The organism is Streptomyces sp. SN-593, from assembly GCF_016756395.1.
GTDB classification, from domain to species: domain Bacteria; phylum Actinomycetota; class Actinomycetes; order Streptomycetales; family Streptomycetaceae; genus Actinacidiphila; species Actinacidiphila reveromycinica.
On record NZ_AP018365.1, the window covers coordinates 1,116,126 to 1,132,339 of the forward strand.

Annotated in this window: 16 protein-coding genes and 1 pseudogene; 2 read left to right on the top strand and 15 right to left on the bottom strand. The window is 72.1% G+C overall.

Going from position 1 to position 16,214, the window contains the following annotated elements:
- Positions 1-84 precede the first annotated feature (84 nt).
- The 8 genes and pseudogenes from RVR_RS04695 to RVR_RS04730 all read right to left on the bottom strand — a co-directional run bounded on the left by RVR_RS04695 (position 85) and on the right by RVR_RS04730 (position 7,131).
- Positions 85-288, bottom strand: coding sequence for a hypothetical protein (locus RVR_RS04695; RefSeq protein WP_202232626.1), 204 nt, complete (start codon positions 286-288; stop codon positions 85-87).
- Between the two features lie 164 nt (positions 289-452).
- Positions 453-722 (bottom strand): hypothetical protein, encoded by a 270-nt coding sequence (locus RVR_RS04700; RefSeq protein ID WP_202238389.1) that lies wholly within the window; start codon positions 720-722, stop codon positions 453-455.
- A 25-nt stretch (positions 723-747) separates the two neighbouring features.
- Positions 748-1,704, bottom strand: a complete 957-nt coding sequence (locus RVR_RS04705) for a helix-turn-helix transcriptional regulator (protein ID WP_202232627.1) — start codon at positions 1,702-1,704, stop codon at positions 748-750.
- Positions 1,705-1,730: 26 nt separating this feature from the next.
- Positions 1,731-2,672, bottom strand: a pseudogene (locus RVR_RS04710) (helix-turn-helix transcriptional regulator).
- Between the two features lie 177 nt (positions 2,673-2,849).
- A complete protein-coding gene (locus RVR_RS04715; protein ID WP_202232628.1) occupies positions 2,850-3,221 on the bottom strand; it encodes an FKBP-type peptidyl-prolyl cis-trans isomerase in 372 nt (123 codons plus the stop codon).
- A gap of 49 nt (positions 3,222-3,270) precedes the next feature.
- The gene (locus RVR_RS04720) at positions 3,271-4,296 is read right to left on the bottom strand and encodes an FKBP-type peptidyl-prolyl cis-trans isomerase (RefSeq protein ID WP_202232629.1); all 1,026 of its coding nucleotides are present in this window, start codon (positions 4,294-4,296) and stop codon (positions 3,271-3,273) included.
- A 207-nt stretch (positions 4,297-4,503) separates the two neighbouring features.
- Positions 4,504-5,865, bottom strand: a complete 1,362-nt coding sequence (gene pafA / locus RVR_RS04725; RefSeq protein WP_202232630.1) for a Pup--protein ligase — start codon at positions 5,863-5,865, stop codon at positions 4,504-4,506.
- Positions 5,866-5,874: 9 nt separating this feature from the next.
- Positions 5,875-7,131 (bottom strand): MFS transporter, encoded by a 1,257-nt coding sequence (locus RVR_RS04730; protein ID WP_202232631.1) that lies wholly within the window; start codon positions 7,129-7,131, stop codon positions 5,875-5,877.
- A 47-nt stretch (positions 7,132-7,178) separates the two neighbouring features.
- Between RVR_RS04730 and RVR_RS04735 the strand changes: the two genes are divergently transcribed.
- The gene (locus RVR_RS04735) at positions 7,179-8,243 is read left to right on the top strand and encodes a LacI family DNA-binding transcriptional regulator (RefSeq protein WP_202232632.1); all 1,065 of its coding nucleotides are present in this window, start codon (positions 7,179-7,181) and stop codon (positions 8,241-8,243) included.
- Between the two features lie 108 nt (positions 8,244-8,351).
- On the opposite strand, the gene prcA is transcribed toward RVR_RS04735, so the two are convergent.
- The 5 genes from prcA to arc all read right to left on the bottom strand — a co-directional run bounded on the left by prcA (position 8,352) and on the right by arc (position 13,859).
- Complete coding sequence (gene prcA / locus RVR_RS04740; protein ID WP_202232633.1) at positions 8,352-9,101, bottom strand: proteasome subunit alpha; 750 nt, start codon at positions 9,099-9,101, stop codon at positions 8,352-8,354.
- A gap of 81 nt (positions 9,102-9,182) precedes the next feature.
- Positions 9,183-10,028: a proteasome subunit beta gene (prcB, locus tag RVR_RS04745; protein ID WP_202232634.1), complete on the bottom strand. Its 846-nt coding sequence runs from the start codon at positions 10,026-10,028 to the stop codon at positions 9,183-9,185.
- 108 nt (positions 10,029-10,136) lie between these two features.
- Positions 10,137-10,355, bottom strand: coding sequence for a ubiquitin-like protein Pup (locus RVR_RS04750; protein ID WP_202232635.1), 219 nt, complete (start codon positions 10,353-10,355; stop codon positions 10,137-10,139).
- A 132-nt stretch (positions 10,356-10,487) separates the two neighbouring features.
- Positions 10,488-11,999, bottom strand: a complete 1,512-nt coding sequence (gene dop, locus RVR_RS04755; RefSeq protein WP_202232636.1) for a depupylase/deamidase Dop — start codon at positions 11,997-11,999, stop codon at positions 10,488-10,490.
- A gap of 93 nt (positions 12,000-12,092) precedes the next feature.
- Entirely contained in the window at positions 12,093-13,859 is a 1,767-nt protein-coding gene (arc, locus tag RVR_RS04760) for a proteasome ATPase (protein WP_202232637.1), read from the bottom strand.
- A 253-nt stretch (positions 13,860-14,112) separates the two neighbouring features.
- On the opposite strand from arc, the gene RVR_RS04765 reads away from it, so the two are divergent.
- Positions 14,113-14,415, top strand: coding sequence for a ferredoxin (locus RVR_RS04765; RefSeq protein WP_237404571.1), 303 nt, complete (start codon positions 14,113-14,115; stop codon positions 14,413-14,415).
- Positions 14,416-14,499: 84 nt separating this feature from the next.
- Here the strand turns inward: RVR_RS04765 and RVR_RS04770 are convergent, their stop codons facing one another.
- A complete protein-coding gene (locus tag RVR_RS04770; protein WP_202232639.1) occupies positions 14,500-15,081 on the bottom strand; it encodes a hypothetical protein in 582 nt (193 codons plus the stop codon).
- A 196-nt stretch (positions 15,082-15,277) separates the two neighbouring features.
- Positions 15,278-16,189, bottom strand: a complete 912-nt coding sequence (locus tag RVR_RS04775; RefSeq protein WP_202232640.1) for a tRNA (adenine-N1)-methyltransferase — start codon at positions 16,187-16,189, stop codon at positions 15,278-15,280.
- Positions 16,190-16,214: the final 25 nt, after the last annotated feature.

Here is a 16,214-nt window from a genome sequence, read left to right on the forward strand (position 1 = left end):
TCCACCCGGCTGCGGCCCGAGTCGCGCCAGGTTCGCGGGCCGCCGGGGCAAGAGTACCCTCACCTGCCGGAATCGCGGCAGGCTTCAACGGCGTGAGATCTCCCCGGTCCGCTCGGCCAGCGGGCCGGCGGCCCGGCGCAGCCGCTCGCTCGCCGCGGTCAGCGCGTCGGTGCTCGCCGCGACCTGGTGCGTGAGTGCCTGCACGGCCGCGAAGACCCGGACCGCCAGGACGCCCAGCACCAGCAGGCCGGCGGTCGACAGGCCGACGTAGAGAAAGAGCCACCACATGGGTCGGGAGCCTATCGGTGGACCGCCCGGCCCCGCGCGCCCGGCCCCGGGCCGGAGAGCGGGCGTCCGCCCCGCCGCCGACCCGGCGTCCGGTGTGCGAGGTGCCCGTCCGGCGCCCGGTCAGCGCCCGGTCAGCGCCCGGTCAGCGCCCGGTCAGCGCCCGGTCAGCGCCCGGTCAGCCGGATCGTCGGCACCCCGCCACCGGTGAGCAGCTCCACGATCCGCTCCCCGGCCGGTTTGCGAACGGCCTCGCCGCACTCCGGGCAGGTGAAGGAGTAGAAAGTGGTGCGGGACGAGGCCCCGATGGCCAACCGCAGCGCGCCGGCGTCCAGTTCGAAGCTGCTGCGGCAGTGCGTGCAGTTCGCCCGGAACAGCACCGCGGGCGCCGCCGGGCCGTCCGCGGTGGCGGGGGCGTCCTCCGGCGGGCGGACCACGCGCAGGGTGCCGCCGTCCGTGCCCTCACTCACCGTAGGCGGCCAGGGCCCGCACCGCGGCGTCGCGGGCGCCGTCGGCGAGGTCCGGCGGGGAGACGATCCGGCCGTCGCGGCCCAGCCGCAGCGCCAGCCGGCGCAGCGAACCGGGGTCGGGGGTGCGCAGGGTGATCCGCAGGCCGCCGTCGGGCAGCTCCTCGGCGCTGTCGTGCGGGTAGTACTCGGCGACCCAGCGCCCGCCGGGGCCGACCTCGACCACCACCTCGGGGTCGTCGCCGGCCGGCTGCACCAGTCCCTGCGACAGGTCGCGCGGCTCGATCCGGGGCGGGTCGGCCGGCTCGTCGAGCAGCCGGATCTCGGCGACGCGGTCCAGCCGGAAGGTGCGGCGGTCCTCCGACAGCCGGCACCAGCCCTCGACATAGGTGTGCCCGACGGCGAAGAGCCGGATCGGGTCCACCTCTCGGTCGGTCAGCGTGTCGCGGGCCGGCGAGTAGTAGCGCATCCACAGCCTGCGCCGCTCGGTCAGCGCGCGGTCGACGGTGGCGAACACGCTGCCCTCGGACTCGAAGGTCACCGACAGCCGCCCGCTGGCGCCGGCCGCCTCGCCGGCCGCCGTCTCCAGCTTGGCGGCCGCCCGCTGGAGCGCCTGCCGGTCGCCCTCGCGCAGCCCGGGCAGGTTCGCCACCGCGCGGGCGGCGACCAGCAGCGCGGTCGCCTCGTCGGCGGCCAGCCGCAGCGGCTGCGCCACGTCGTCGGCGGTGCCGGGGTTGTGCCACCAGATCCGCTCGCCGTCGGTGTCGATGTCCAGCAGGTCGCCGCCCCTGAAGCTGGTGCCGCACAGCGGCAGCACGTTCAGGTCGCCGATCAGCTCGGCCTCGCTCACCCCGAAGGCCCGCGCCACCTCGCTCACCCGCGCCCCGGGCCGCTCGCGCAGATACGTCACCAGGGACAGCATCCTGCGGGTCTGGTCGATCGCGTTGCTCATCGGTCACTCCCCCACTGGCTCACAGATCAGCCCTTCGCCACGGCGCGCAGCCGGTCCACCAGTTCCGCGCGCAGCTCCTCGGGGGCCAGCACGACGACGTCGGGGCCGAACTCGGCCAGCCACGCGTCCAGGCCGTGCCCGTAGGGGACCTACAGCTCGTCCCACTCCGCGTCGACCGGGGTGGTGGTGACCGCGCGGGCGCGCAGCGGGTAGCCGCTGTCCCGGCGGAGCCTGATCCGCGCGGTGGCGGCGGTGGCGCCCTCGCCGGCCCAGCGGGCCACCGTCTCGCGCACGTCGATGTGGTCGGGCACCTCGACGGTGAAGGCGCCGCGCACCTTGACCCGGCCGGAGATCCGCGACAGCCGGAAGACCCGCACGTCACCGCGGTCGCGGTCGTGGCCGGCCAGGTACCAGTGGCCGCGCCAGCACTCCAGCGCCCACGGCTCGACCAGCCGGGGCTCGGGGCGGGCGGCGTTGGCCTTGCGGTAGTCGAAGGCGACCGCCTTGCGTTCGCGGGTGGCCACCATCAGCGCCTCGAAGGCCGGCTCCGGCGCCGGGATGCGCGGTTCCAGCGCGCTGGTGGTGTCCTCGTACGGCACCCCGGCCGCACGCAGCTTCTGCAACGCCCCGCTCGCGGCCTCCGCGAGCCGGGCCTGCTGCCAGACCTTCGCGGCCAGGGCGAGGGCGGCGGCCTCCTCGGGGTCCAGGGCGATGTCCGGCAGCCGGTTGCGGTCGCTGCGGGCGAGGTACCCGAAGTCGCCGTCGATGCTCTCCACGGTGTCGATGACCAGGCCCAGTTCGCGCAGGTCGTCCTTGTCGCGCTCGAACATCCGGTTGAACGCCTCGTCCGAGGTGACCTCGTGGTACGCCTCGATCGACGCGCGCAGCTCGCGCTTGCTGACCGGGCGGCGGGTGTTCATCAGGCACAGCGCGAGGTTCATCAGCCGCTCGGCCTTGGCGATCGCCATCAGTACGCCCTCATCCGTCTTCTCTGCCGCCCGGCGCGCCCGCGGGCGTGGCCCCCGCTGAACCGTACCGCTCCGCGGCGCCGCCCCAAAACCGCGGCCCCCGCCGTTCGGGCGGGGGCCGGGTCCACGGGCGGCTCGCCCCGGGTCAACGCTCCCGGAGGCGCCCGAACACGGGGTTCAGACGCCCACCAGGTCGCAGACGAAGATCAGGGTCTCGCCCGGGGCGATGGCGGCGCCGGCGCCGCGGTCGCCGTAGGCGAGGTGCGCGGGGATGGTGAGCTGGCGACGGCCGCCCACCTTCATGCCCTGCACGCCCTGGTCCCATCCGGCGATGACCTGGCCGACGCCGAGCTGGAACTGCAGCGGCGTGCCGCGGTTCCAACTCGCGTCGAACTCCTCGCCGGTGGAGAAGGCCACACCCACGTAGTGGACGGAGACGGTGTCGCCGGACTTCGCGACCGGGCCGTCGCCCTCCCAGATGTCCTTGACCTGCAGGTCGGCCGGCGGCTCGCCGCCCGGGAAGTCGATCTCGGGCTTGTCGATGCTCACTGCGATGCTCCTTGTGCTGTTGCGGGCAACCCGGACAGTCTCGCAGACCTCACAGGACGGCCAGCACGTCGAGCGTGAAGACCAGCGTGGCGTTCTTCGGGATGCCGCTGCCCGAGGGCGGGTTGGCCCCGTAGGCCAGCGAGCCGGGGGTCACCAGCAGGACCCGGCTGCCGGCCTTCTTGCCGACCAGGCCCTGCTGCCAGCCCTGGATGAGCTGGCTCAGTTCGAACGCCGCCAGCTCGCCGCGGCTGTAGCTGGAGTCGAACTCCTTGCCGGTGCTCCAGACCTTGCCCTGGTACTGCGCGAGCACCGAGTCGGTGGACTTGATCACCGGTCCGTCGCCTTCGAGGATGTACGCGGAGACGAGCTTGGTGGGGGCCTTGACGCCCTTCGGGATGGTCAGCGAGGGCATCTTGCCGTCGGTGTTGGTGCCGGACTTGGGCAGTTTCGCGTCGGTCTGCGGCACTACCTTCCCCTTCGACGAGCTCTTGCCGTCGAAGCGCTCCAGCACGTCGATGACGAACACCAGGGTGTCGGTGCCCTTGATGCCGGCCTGCGCGTTGCCGCTGTCGCCGTAGCCGAGCGACGGCGGGATCGCCATCTCCACCCGGCTGTTCGCCTGCTGGCCGATCAGGCCCTGGTCCCAGCCCGGGATGAGCTTGCCCTGGCCGATCACGTTCGTGTACGGGCTCTTGCCGAAGGAGGTGTCGAAGACCTTCCCGGTGTTCCAGATCTGGCCGACGTAGTTCACCTGGACGTAGTCGCCGCCGGCGATCTTCGCCCCGTCGCCCTTGATCACCGTCTTCACGGCGAGCTTGTCGGAGGGGGTGCCGGTGCCCTTGGCGACGGTCGGCTTCTGGTTGAAGCCCGTGCCCGCGGTGATCGCCGGGACCGGGCCGGAGACGATCTCCGCCGACGGTGTCGCCGAACCGGTCGCCGAGTCGGTCGGCGAAGCGGGCGGGGTCGTCGAGGACGACGAACTGGGCGTCGACGAGCTGCCCTTGCTGTCGTCGCCGCAGCCGGCGGCGGTGAGCATGAGCGCGGGGACGGCGAGCAGTACTGAGCGTCGGCGCACGGAATTCCTCGTAACTGTCGTCGGGGCGGGGGGTCGTGCCGGGTGTGGTGCGTGGGGGGAACACGAGTGCAGGCCACACCCTACGGCGTGCGACAGGCCCCGTACGAGATACGCACGGGGCCTGTCGGGGCGGGTGTGGCGGGCGCGGGCGGCCGGGGCGGCAGGCGGGTCGTGGACCGCTTCCCGCCCCGGCGGCGCCGCGCCGGGTCACATGCCGGCGATCAGCTTCTCCACCCTGTCGTCCACCGACCGGAACGGGTCCTTGCACAGCACGGTGCGCTGCGCCTGATCGTTCAGCTTCAGGTGCACCCAGTCGACGGTGAAGTCGCGGCGCTGCTCCTGGGCGCGGCGGATGAAGTCGCCGCGCAGCCGGGCCCGGGTGGTCTGCGGCGGCACCGACTTGGCCTCGAAGATCTTCAGGTCGCTGCAGATCCGCTTGGCCTGCCCCTTGCGCTCCAGCAGGTAGTACAGCCCGCGGCGGCGGTGGATGTCGTGGTACGCGAGGTCTATCTGCGCGACCCGCGGGTGGGACATGGTGATGTTGTCGCGGTTCCGGTACCGCTCGATGAGCTGGTACTTCATCACCCAGTCGATCTCGGTGCCGATCTTCGACAGGTCGCCGCTGCCGATCGACTCCAGGGCCCGGCCCCACAGCTCCAGGACCTGGTCGATGACGCCGCTGCGGATGCCGCGGCGCTCGCAGAACTCGACGGCCTTGGAGTAGTACTCCTGCTGGATGTCGAGCGCGGACGCCTCCCGGCCGGAGGCGAGCCGCACCTTGCGGCGCCCGGTGATGTCGTGGCTGACCTCGCGGATGGCCCGGATCGGGTTCTCCAGCGTCAGGTCGCGCATCACCGTGCCGGCCTCGATCATCCGCAGCACCAGGTCGGTCGCGCCGACCTTGAGCATCATCGTGGTCTCCGACATGTTGGAGTCCCCGACGATGACGTGCAGCCGGCGGTACCGCTCCGCGTCGGCGTGCGGCTCGTCACGGGTGTTGATGATCGGCCGGGACCGGGTGGTCGCCGAGCTGACGCCCTCCCAGATGTGCTCGGCGCGCTGGCTGACGCAGAAGACCGCGCCGCGCGGGGTCTGGAGCACCTTGCCCGCGCCGCACAGAAGCTGGCGGGTGACGAGGAACGGAATGAGGATGTCGGCCAGCCGGGAGAATTCGCCGTGCCGGGCGACCAGGTAATTCTCGTGGCAGCCGTAGGAGTTGCCTGCCGAGTCGGTGTTGTTCTTGAAGAGGTAGACGTCACCCGCGATGCCCTCTTCGTGCAGGCGCCGCTCGGCGTCCACCAGCAGGCCCTCGAGGATGCGTTCACCGGCTTTGTCGTGCGTGACGAGTTCGGTGACGTTGTCGCACTCGGGAGTGGCGTACTCCGGGTGCGAGCCGACGTCGAGATAGAGGCGGGCCCCATTGCGGAGGAAAACATTGCTGCTGCGGCCCCATGACACGACACGGCGGAAGAGGTACCGCGCCACCTCGTCAGGGGACAGACGCCGCTGTCCCCTGAACGTGCATGTGACGCCGTACTCGTTCTCCAGCCCGAAAATGCGGCGGTCCATGTCTGAACATTACGCCTGATGCGACGTGCTGAAACGGGGATCGGGGCCACGGTTTGGATCTTTTTCCGTGACGGCCCGACCGGTTTCGACCTCGCGGACGGTCAGGATTCGCCCCGTCGACAGCAGTACGCCCAGCGCCACGGCCCCGCACACGGCGCAAACACCGAATCCGGCCGGGGTCCCGAGGTGTTGCGCGACCGCCCCGGCGGCCGCGGTGCCCAGCGCCGAGCCGACCCCGATGGCGGTCACCACCCAGGAGAACGCCTCCGTGACCGTTCCCGGCGGGGCGTGCCGGTCGACCACCAGGAACCCGCACGCGAGGGTGGGGGCCAGGAAGAGCCCGGACAGCGCGGCGAGCGGCAGCATCCAGCCCAGCGCCGGCACCAGCATCAGCGGCGGGTAGCAGGCCGCGAGGCCCACCGCGAGCAGGCGCAGCCGCCGCTCGGGGACGCCGGCGAAGGTGCGGCTGCCGTAGAGCAGGCCGCCGGCCAGCGCGCCGGCGCCGTTGGCCGCCAGGACGTAGGACGCGGCCGAACCGCCGCCGTGCGCGTCCCCGTAGGCGACCGCGGCCAGCGAGAAGGCGCCGAGCGCGATGCCGACGAAGAAGCAGGCGCCCAGCAGCGCCAGCAGGCCGGGCGAGCGCAGCGCGCCCAGCCAGTGCGGCTCGCGGGCCTCGGCGCGCCACTGCCGGGAGGGCCCGGAGGTGACGACGACCAGGGTGCCCGCCACGCCGAGCAGCCCGGTCAGGACCAGCGCCGCGGCCTGCGAGGCGGCCGCGACCGTCGCGGTGACCAGCAGCGGGCCGAGCGTGAACAGCACCTCCTGGGCGGCGGCGTCCAGCGCGTAGGCGCGCCGCACCTGCTCCTCGTGGTCCAGCACCGCCGGCCACAGCGCGCGCAGCCCGCCCTCCAGCGGCGGTGTGGCGACGCCGGCGAGCAGCACCGCGGCGACCGCGACGGGCAGCGGGCGCGGGCCGTTCGCCGCGAGCAGCCCGAAGCCGGCCGCGGCCGCCAGCGCCGCCGAGGCCATCACGCGCGGCTGCCCCCTGCGGTCCACCGCCCGGCCGAGGAGCGGCTGCCCGACGGCGACCGCGAGCCCGTAGAGCGCGGACAGGGCGCCGGCCAGGCCGTACCCCTCGCCGTGCGCGCGCACGAACAGCACGACGGCCAGGGCGGACATCGCGTTGGGCAGCCGGCCCAGCAGGGTCCCGCCGAGCAGCCGCGCGGCATGCCTGGTCCGCAGCAGGTCGCCATAGCCGCTCGCCATCGCCCCGCCCCTTTCGTGTTACGTATAACGTCGCCGTCATACGTACCATGACGGCAGCTCACGGGTCCAGGCCGTGGGACGGGTTCCGGAAGGCGGCGGACGAGGTGGCCGGGAGCGATCGACCCACATCGCGCGACGTGGCGCGGGCGGCCGGCGTGTCGCAGGCGACGGTGTCGCTGGTGCTCGGCGGGAAGTGGCGCGGGCGGGTCTCGGAGCGCACCGCGGGCACGGTGCGCTCGGTGGCCGGCGAGCTGGGCTACCGGCCGAACGCGGCCGCGCGCAGCCTGCGGCTGGGCCGGACCAGGACCGCGCTGCTGGTGGTGCCGGCCCTCACCCACGAGTACTTCGCCCGGGTGTACGCGGGAGCGGCCCGGGTGGCCGACGCGCACGGCTTCGGCGTGGTGCTCTACCCGTCACCCGAGGGCATCGGGCCGGCCCGCGACCCGTTCGGACCGGCGCGGGCGGCGATCGACGGGGTGATCGCCTCCTCGATGGCGGCCGACGCGCTCGCCGGGATCGCCGACGGCGGGCTGCCGCTGGTGATGCTGGACAGCGGGCCCGGGGCGCAGGACGGCCCGCCGACCGTGGACCTCGCCGTCGCCGACGGCATCCGGCAGGTGGTGCGGCACCTGGTGGCCCTGGGGCACCGCCGGATCACCCACCTCGCCGCCGACGTGGACACCTGGACCTTCAAGGTGCGCGCGCGGACCGTCGGCGAGGAACTCGCCCGGGTCGCGGGGGCGCGGCCGGCCACCGAGCGGTGCGGGCTGGACGTGGCCTCCGCGCGGGACGCGGCCGTGCGCGCGCTGACCGCCCCCGGCCCCCGGCCGACCGCCCTGCTGTGCGACGGCGACGTGCTGGCCGCGGGTGCCTGCAAGGGCGCGCGCAGCCTCGGGCTGCGGGTGCCCGAGGACGTGTCGGTGTCCGGCTTCGACGACCTGGAGCTGGCGACCGCGCTCGACCCGGAGCTGACCACGGTGCGGCTGCCCGCCGAGGAGGTGGGCGCCCGCGGCATGGCCGCGCTGCTCGCCCTGCTCGACGGCGCGCCCGTCCCGCCGGTGGAGCTCCCGGTGGAACTGGTCGCCCGGGGCTCCACCTCGGCGGCGCCTTGACGGTTCGCGTCCGCGCGGTCGCGTGACCGCGCGGCCGGGGCCCCGGAGGGCAGGGGCGCCGGAGGGCGGGGGCGCCGGAGGGCAGGGGCGCCGGAGGGCGGGGGCGCCCTACTCCTCCTCGTCGGACGGTTCGTCCGTCTTCGTGGTGGCCGCGCTCTCGGTGTCGAGCAGCCGCGAAAGCTGCCGGCCGAGGATGCGCCTGAACTTCCGCTGCTGCGGCCGGGTCCGGTCGAGCACCGCCACTTCGAGCTGCTCGGCGGTGAGCTGGCGGTCGCTGCCGCCGTTCGCGTCGCGCCCGAGCGACTCGACGGCCAGCGCCAGCGCCTCCGCGAGGGTCATCCCGTCGCGGTGCCGCTGGTCGAGGTAGCTGCCGATCTGGTCGGAGTTGCCGCCCACCGCGACCGCGCCGTGCTCGTCCACGATGGAGCCGTCGTGCGGCAGGCGGTAGATCTGGTCGTCCTCGGGGGCGGCGCCCACCTCGGCGACGATCAGCTCCACCTCGTACGGCTTCTCGCCGACGCTGGAGAAGATGGTGCCGAGCGTCTGCGCGTAGACGTTGGCCAGGCCGCGGGCGGTGACGTCGTCGCGGTCGTAGGTGTACCCGCGCAGGTCGGCGTAGCGGACGCCGCCGATCCGCAGGTTCTCGAACTCGTTGTACTTGCCGACGGCGGCGAAGGCGATCCGGTCGTAGATCTCGCTGACCTTGTGGAGCGCGCGGGAGGGGTTCTCGGCGACGAAGACGATGCCGTCGGTGTACTGGAGCACCACGACGCTGCGGCCGCGCGCGATGCCCTTGCGGGCGTACTCCGCGCGGTCCGCCATGGCCTGCTGGGGCGAAACGTAAAAGGGCGTGGACACCGGCTCAACCGTGCCTTTCTGCTGTCGTCGGCGCTGCTGCGTGAGTCAGGGGCCGCGGCGGGCGCGGCGGGTGAACGGGCGTCACAGCACCTCGGCCTGCGGGCCGTCGGGGTGTTCGAGCCGGCCGTCGAGCACCGAGCGGGCGATCGCGGCGACCTCGGACTCGTCGAGCCTGCGGAAGCCGTCCTCGGTGATGACGGTGACGATCGGGAAGATCTGCCGGGTCAGGTCGGGGCCGCCGGTGGCCGAGTCGTCGTCGGCCGCGTCGTAGAGCGCCTGGATGACGGCGGTGACGGTCTGCCGCTCGGTCTGGCCACTGCGGTGGAGCTTCTTCAGCGAGCCACGGGCGAAGACCGAACCGGAGCCGGTGGAGGCGAAGTTGACCTCCTCGGTGCGGCCGCCGGTGACGTCGTAGGAGAAGATCCGGCCCTTGGCGCGGTCCGTGTCGTACCCCGCGAAGAGCGGGACCACGGCGAGTCCCTGCATGGCCATCGCCAGGTTGCCGCGGATCATCGTGGACAGCCGGTTGGCCTTGCCCTCCAGCGAGAGGGTGGCGCCCTCGATCTTCTCGTAGTGCTCCAGCTCGAGCTGGAAGAGCTTGACCATCTCCACCGCGAGGCCGGCGGTGCCGGCGATGCCGACCGCGGAGTACTCGTCGGCCGGGAAGACCTTCTCGATGTCGCGCTGGGCGATCACGTTGCCCATGGTGGCGCGGCGGTCGCCGGCCAGCACGACGCCGGAGTCGAAGACCGCGGCCACGATGGTGGTGCCGTGCGGGAGCTCCACCGCGCCCTTGACCGCGGGCAGCGCGCGGTTGCCCGGCAGCAGCTCCGGCGAGTGCTCGCCGAGGAAGTCGAGGAACGACGACGAGCCGGGCGTCAGGAAGGCAGCCGGCAGATGCCCGGGCTTACGAGTGTTGGCTTCCACGCGATTCCTTCCACACGATCATGGTGTTTTCTACGGACCCTACCCATGGGCCCCGCATCCATCCGCCCCGCGGTCCACGGACCGCGGGGCGGAGAGACGGGCGAGCGGCTACTCGCCGCCCTTCTGGACGAAGGAACGCACGAAGTCCTCGGCGTTCTCCTCCAGGACGTCGTCGATCTCGTCGAGAACCGAGTCCACGTCGTCCGAGAGCTTCTCGTGGCGTTCCTTGAGGTCCTCGGCGGCCTTGGCGTCCTCCTGGACCTCCTCGACCTCGTCCGTGGAACGCGTAGCCCGCTGCTGTCCGCCGTCGGTGTCCTTGGTAGCCATGTCCCTCACCCCGCTCGGTTGCGTGCGTACAAGATCAGACCCTACAAGGAGGGTCCGACTACGGCCCTCGAATACGACAACGTCCGAGTGCTAGGAACTTGATTCCCGGTTCCGGACCGTTTCAGCCGCGGATCAGCCGCCGGACAGGATGCGGACCAGCTCGTCGGCGGTGCGGCAGCGGTCCAGCAGTTCCTTCACGTGCTGCCGGGTGCCGCGCAGCGGCTCCAGGGTGGGAACGCGCTGGAGGGAGTCGTGGCCGGGCAGGTCGAAGATCACCGAGTCCCAGGACGCGGCCGCCACGTCGTCCGCGTACTGCTCCAGGCAGCGGCCGCGGAAGTAGGCCCTGGTGTCCTCCGGAGGGTGCTGCACGGCCCGCGCGACCTCGTCCTCGGCCAGGAGCCTCTTGATCCGGCCGCGGGCCGCCAGGCGGTTGTACAGGCCCTTGTCGGGGCGCACGTCGGCGTACTGCAGGTCGACCAGGTGCAGGCGGGCGGCGTCCCAGTCCAGGCCGTCACGGCGCCGGTAGCCCTCCAGCAGCTCCAGCTTGGCCACCCAGTCCAGCTCGCCGGACAGGCTCATCGGGTCGCTCTCCAGCCGCCCCAGCACGTCCTCCCAGCGGGCCAGCACGTCCCTGGTCTGCTCGTCGGCGTCGGCGCCGTACCGCTCCTCGACGTACTTGCGGGCGAGGTCGAAGTACTCCATCTGGAGCTGCACGGCCGTCAGCTTCCGGCCGTTGCGGAGGGTGACGAGGCGTCGCAGTCCGGGGTCGTGCGAGACCTCGTGCAGGGTGCGCACCGGCTGGTCCACCGCGAGGTCCACCTTGATGAACCCCTCCTCGATCATGGACAGCACCAGGGAGGTGGTGCCCAGCTTGAGGTAGGTGGAGATCTCCGACAGGTTGGCGTCGCCGATGATGACGTGCAGCCGGCGGTACTTCTCGGCGTCGGAGTGCGGCTCGTCCCGGGTGTTGATGATCGGGCGCTTGAGGGTGGTCTCCAGGCCGACCTCGACCTCGAAGTAGTCCGCGCGCTGGCTGAGCTGGAAGCCGTCCTCGTGGCCGTCCTGGCCGACGCCGACCCGGCCGGCGCCGGTGACCACCTGCCGGGAGACGAAGAACGGCGTCAGGTGCCGGACGATGTCCGAGAACGGCGTCTCCCGGCGCATCAGGTAGTTCTCGTGGGTGCCGTAGGAAGCGCCCTTGTTGTCCGTGTTGTTCTTGTACAGCAGGATCTGCCGGGCGCCGGGAAGCTGCGCCGCGCGCACCGCCGCCTCGGCCATGATCCGCTCGCCGGCCTTGTCCCACAGCACCGCGTCGCGCGGGTTGGTGATCTCCGGCGAGGAGTACTCAGGGTGGGCGTGGTCGACGTAGAGCCGCGCGCCGTTGGTCAGGATCACGTTGGCGAGGCCGATGTCCTCGTCGGTGAGCTGGGTGGAGTCGGCCGCCTCCCGGGCGAGGTCGAAGCCGCGGGCGTCCCGCAGCGGGTTCTCCTCCTCGAAGTCCCAGCGTGCGCGCCGCGCCCGGTGCATCGCCGCCGCGTAGGCGTTGACGATCTGGGACGAGGTGAGCATGGCATTGGCATTGGGGTGGCCGGGGACGGAGATGCCGTACTCCGTCTCGATGCCCATTACTCGCCGTACGGTCATGCGGCCCTCCTTGCCCGGCTCCGGCCCGTCCGGGTCGGAAACACACCGGCTGCGGGTACCCGCTGGTCGGGACCCGCAGCCGGAGGGTAGTGCTTACAGATACTGTCCGGTGTTCGCCACGGTGTCGATGGAGCGTCCGGTGTCCGCTCCCTGCTTTCCGGTCACCAGGGTGCGGATGAAGACGATCCGCTCGCCCTTCTTGCCGGAGATCCGCGCCCAGTCGTCGGGGTTGGTGGTGTTCGGCAGGTCCTCGTTCTCCTTGAACTCGTCCACGCAGGCGGCGAGCAGGTGGTTCACGCGCAGCCCGCGCTGGTCGTGGTCGAGGAAGTCCTTGATCGCCATCTTCTTCGCCCGGTCCACGATGTTCTGGATCATCGCTCCGGAGTTGAAGTCCTTGAAGAACAGGACCTCCTTGTCACCGTTGGCGTAGGTGACCTCCAGGAAGCGGTTCTCCTCGCTCTCGGAGTACATCCGCTCGACCACCGACTGGATCATGGCGTCCACGGTGCCCGCCCGGGACTGGCCGTGCTCGGCCAGGTCGTCGGAGTGCAGCGGGAGGGTGTCGACGAGGTACTTCGAGAAGATGTCCTTGGCCGCCTCGGCGTCCGGACGCTCGATCTTGATCTTCACGTCGAGACGGCCGGGGCGCAGGATGGCCGGGTCGATCATGTCCTCGCGGTTGGACGCGCCGATCACGATGACGTTCTCCAGGCCCTCGACGCCGTCGATCTCGGCGAGGAGCTGGGGGACGATGGTGTTCTCCACGTCGGAGCTGACGCCGGAGCCGCGGGTGCGGAAGAGGGACTCCATCTCGTCGAAGAAGACGATGACGGGCGTGCCCTCGGACGCCTTCTCCCGGGCCCGCTGGAAGACCAGGCGGATCTGCCGCTCGGTCTCGCCGACGTACTTGTTGAGCAGCTCGGGGCCCTTGATGTTCAGGAAGTAGCTCTTGCCCTGCGGCCGCCCGGTGACCTCGGCGACCTTCTTGGCCAGCGAGTTGGCGACCGCCTTGGCGATGAGCGTCTTGCCGCAGCCGGGCGGGCCGTACAGCAGGACGCCCTTGGGCGGGCGCAGTTCGTACTCCTTGAAGAGGTCGGCGTGCAGGTAGGGCAGCTCGACCGCGTCGCGGATCTGCTCGATCTGGTTGCCGAGGCCGCCGATCTGCCGGTAGTCGATGTCGGGGACCTCTTCGAGGACCAGCTCCTCGACCTCGCTCTTGGGCACGCGTTCGTACACGTATCCCGAGCGGGGTTCGAGCAGCAGCGCGTCGCCGGTGCGCAGGGTGCCGTCGAGCAGCGGCTCGGCGAGCCGGACCACGCGCTCCTCGTCGGTGTGCCCGATCACCAGGGCCCGCTCGCCGTCCTCCAGGATCTCCTTGAGGGTGACGATGTCGCCGACCAGCTCGAACTCCATCGCCTCCACGACGTTCAGCGCCTCGTTGAGCATCAGCTCCTGGCCGCGCTTGACGTCGTCGAGTTCGACGGACGGGCTGACGTTGACCCGCAGTTTGCGTCCGCCGGTGAAGATGTCGGCGGTGCCGTCCTCGTTGGCCTGTAGGAACACGCCGAAGCCGGCCGGCGGCTGCGCGAGCCGGTCGACCTCCTCCTTGAGGGCCACGATCTGGTCGCGGGCCTCGCGGAGCGTGTTCGCGAGCCGTTCGTTCTGTGCGGAGACACCCGCCAGATTGGTCTGCAGCTCGACGATCCGCTCCTCGAGAATCCTCGTGTGCCGCGGAGAGTCGGCGAGCTTGCGTCGCAGGACGGCGATCTCCTGCTCAAGAAAGGCGACCTGGCTCATGGGATCTTCCGAACCACGAGCGGGTCGGCCGCCACGGTTGAATTCGTCGTCGTGGGCCGCCACGGTCCTCACCTCCTCCAAGGGGAGCTGGACGTTCCCAGACCCTACCTGGGCTGGTAGGGGTTGAAACCCCTAGATCACAAAGACGATCGCGGTGTGTCCGATCTTCACCCTTGCGCACGTCCCTCCGCCACTGGGATACCCGCCGATCTCCATCCGAATGCCGCCGGTTGTATCGTCGTTTGGGTCAACAGCCGCCGGGGGCTGTTGCTTCCCCGGTGATACCGGAACGACGAACGGCAGGGATGGGTTCCGCGTGAGCGACAGCCAGGGCCAGAGCACAGCCGAGGCACTCGAGGTCTGGATCGACCAGGACCTGTGCACGGGCGACGGAATCTGCGTGCAGTACGCGCCCGAGGTGTTCGAGTTGGACATCGACGGCCTGGCGTATGTCAAGGACTCCGACGACGAGCTGCGCCAGTCCCCCGGCGCCACCGTGCGGGTGCCGCTGCCGCTGCTCACCGACGTGGCGGACTCGGCCAAGGAGTGCCCGGGCGAGTGCATCCACGTGCGGCGGGTCTCGGACCAGGTCGAGGTGTACGGCCCGGCCGCGGACTGAGCCGGGGCGGACGGCCCCGGCGGCGACCGGGCGTCCGTCCCCTGCCCGGCACGGGTCCGGCGCGGGCAGGGGGCGGACGAGCGGTCAGACGGCGCCCGCGGCCGGGCCGGGCAGCGCCACGTACCGGTCGCCGCGCCACTCCCAGGTGTAGGTGCGCTTCATGTCGGGGCAGCAGCGGGCCACGTCGTCGCTGGAGAAGCCGAGCACGGTGGCCTTGACGGTGTCGCCGTCGAGCCGGAAGTCGGAGATCTGCCGGTCGTCCTTCGGGTCGACCAGGGTGACCGCGATCTTCGGGGCGCCGCCCGGGTGGGCGGGCGCGGACAACACGTACACGCCGCTGGGCGGGGTGCCGGTCTCGGAGTCGCAGCGGACCACGACGGCGGTCTCGGGCCGCCCGTCGCCGTCGAGGTCGGCCGAGACGTGCGAGACCACGTCGACCTTGACGCCGGGGGCGCAGGTCAGCGGGTAGTGCGCGGCGTTCGCGTTCGGCGCGGCCACCGGCGGCCCGGAGGGCGTCGCGGGTCTGGCGGCGGCCTTGGGGGTGGCGTCCGCGGGCTGCACCAGGGCCGTGGCCCCGACCAGCGCGGCCACGGCCAGGGCCGTGGTGATCCAGTGCACGGCGCGGCTGTGCGTGTGCGGGAGGGCCGGACCTGCGGAGGGCTGCACTCGCCTGACTCCTGGGGGGTTCTGGTCTGCGGGGGTGGCCAGCATGGTGCCACACGTCACACGGGCGCGGAACGGCGGGGCCCGGCCCCGGGGCGGACCGGGCGGGTCCGGGCGAAGGGCTCCCACGGACGCGCCGCCGCCGGTGTCCGGGCGGACAAACCGGCGGCGGCGCGGTGAAGTTGGCCGGAAAGGGACCTCAGTGGTCGGGTCCGCTGCCGCCGCTCCCGCTGCCCGGGCCGGCGTAGTCCTCGCCGTAGGCGCCCTTGGCGGGGCGGCGGCGGCGCAGGGGCGGCTCGACGCCGTCGGCGAGCCGGCGGGCGGTCAGCAGGAAGCCGGTGTGGCCGATCATCCGGTGGTCCGGCCGCACCGCGAGCCCCTCGACGTGCCAGGTGCGCACCATGGACTCCCAGGCGGCCGGCTCGTTGAAGGTGCCGTGCTCGCGGATCGCCTCCACGGTGCGGGCGAGCTGGGTGGTGGTGGCCACGTAGGCGCACAGGATGCCGCCGGGCACCAGGGCCTTGGCGACCGGCTCCAGGCACTCCCAGGGGGCGAGCATGTCCAGCACGACGCGGTCCACGTCGGTGTCGGACAGGTGGTCCTGGAGGTCGCCCACGGTGAGCTGCCAGGCCGGGTGCGGGCCGCCGAAGTAGCGCTCGACGTTCTGGGTGGCGATCTCGGCGAAGTCCGCCCGGCGCTCGTAGCTGTGCAGCATGCCGTGGTCGCCGATCGCGCGCAGCAGGAAGCTGCTCAGCGAGCCGGAGCCGACGCCTGCCTCGACCACCCGGGCCCCGGGGAAGATGTCGGCCATCGCCAGGATCTGCCCCGCGTCCTTGGGGTAGACCACGGCGGCGCCGCGGGGCATGGACAGGACGTAGTCGGGGAGCAGGGGGCGCAGCGCGAGGTAGGCGACGTTTCCCGTGGTCCGCACCACGCTGCCCTCGGGGGCGCCGATCAGCTCGTCGTGCGGGAAAGCGCCCTTGTGGGTGTGGAACTGCTTTCCGGCTTCGAGCGTGAACGTGTAGTGGCGTCCCTTGGGGTCGGTGAGCTGGACCTGGTCCCCGACTCTGAAAGGCCCGCGCCTGCGGGCTGCACCAGTCGGTTCGGACATAGGGACACCTTAGTGGCTCGGTGGG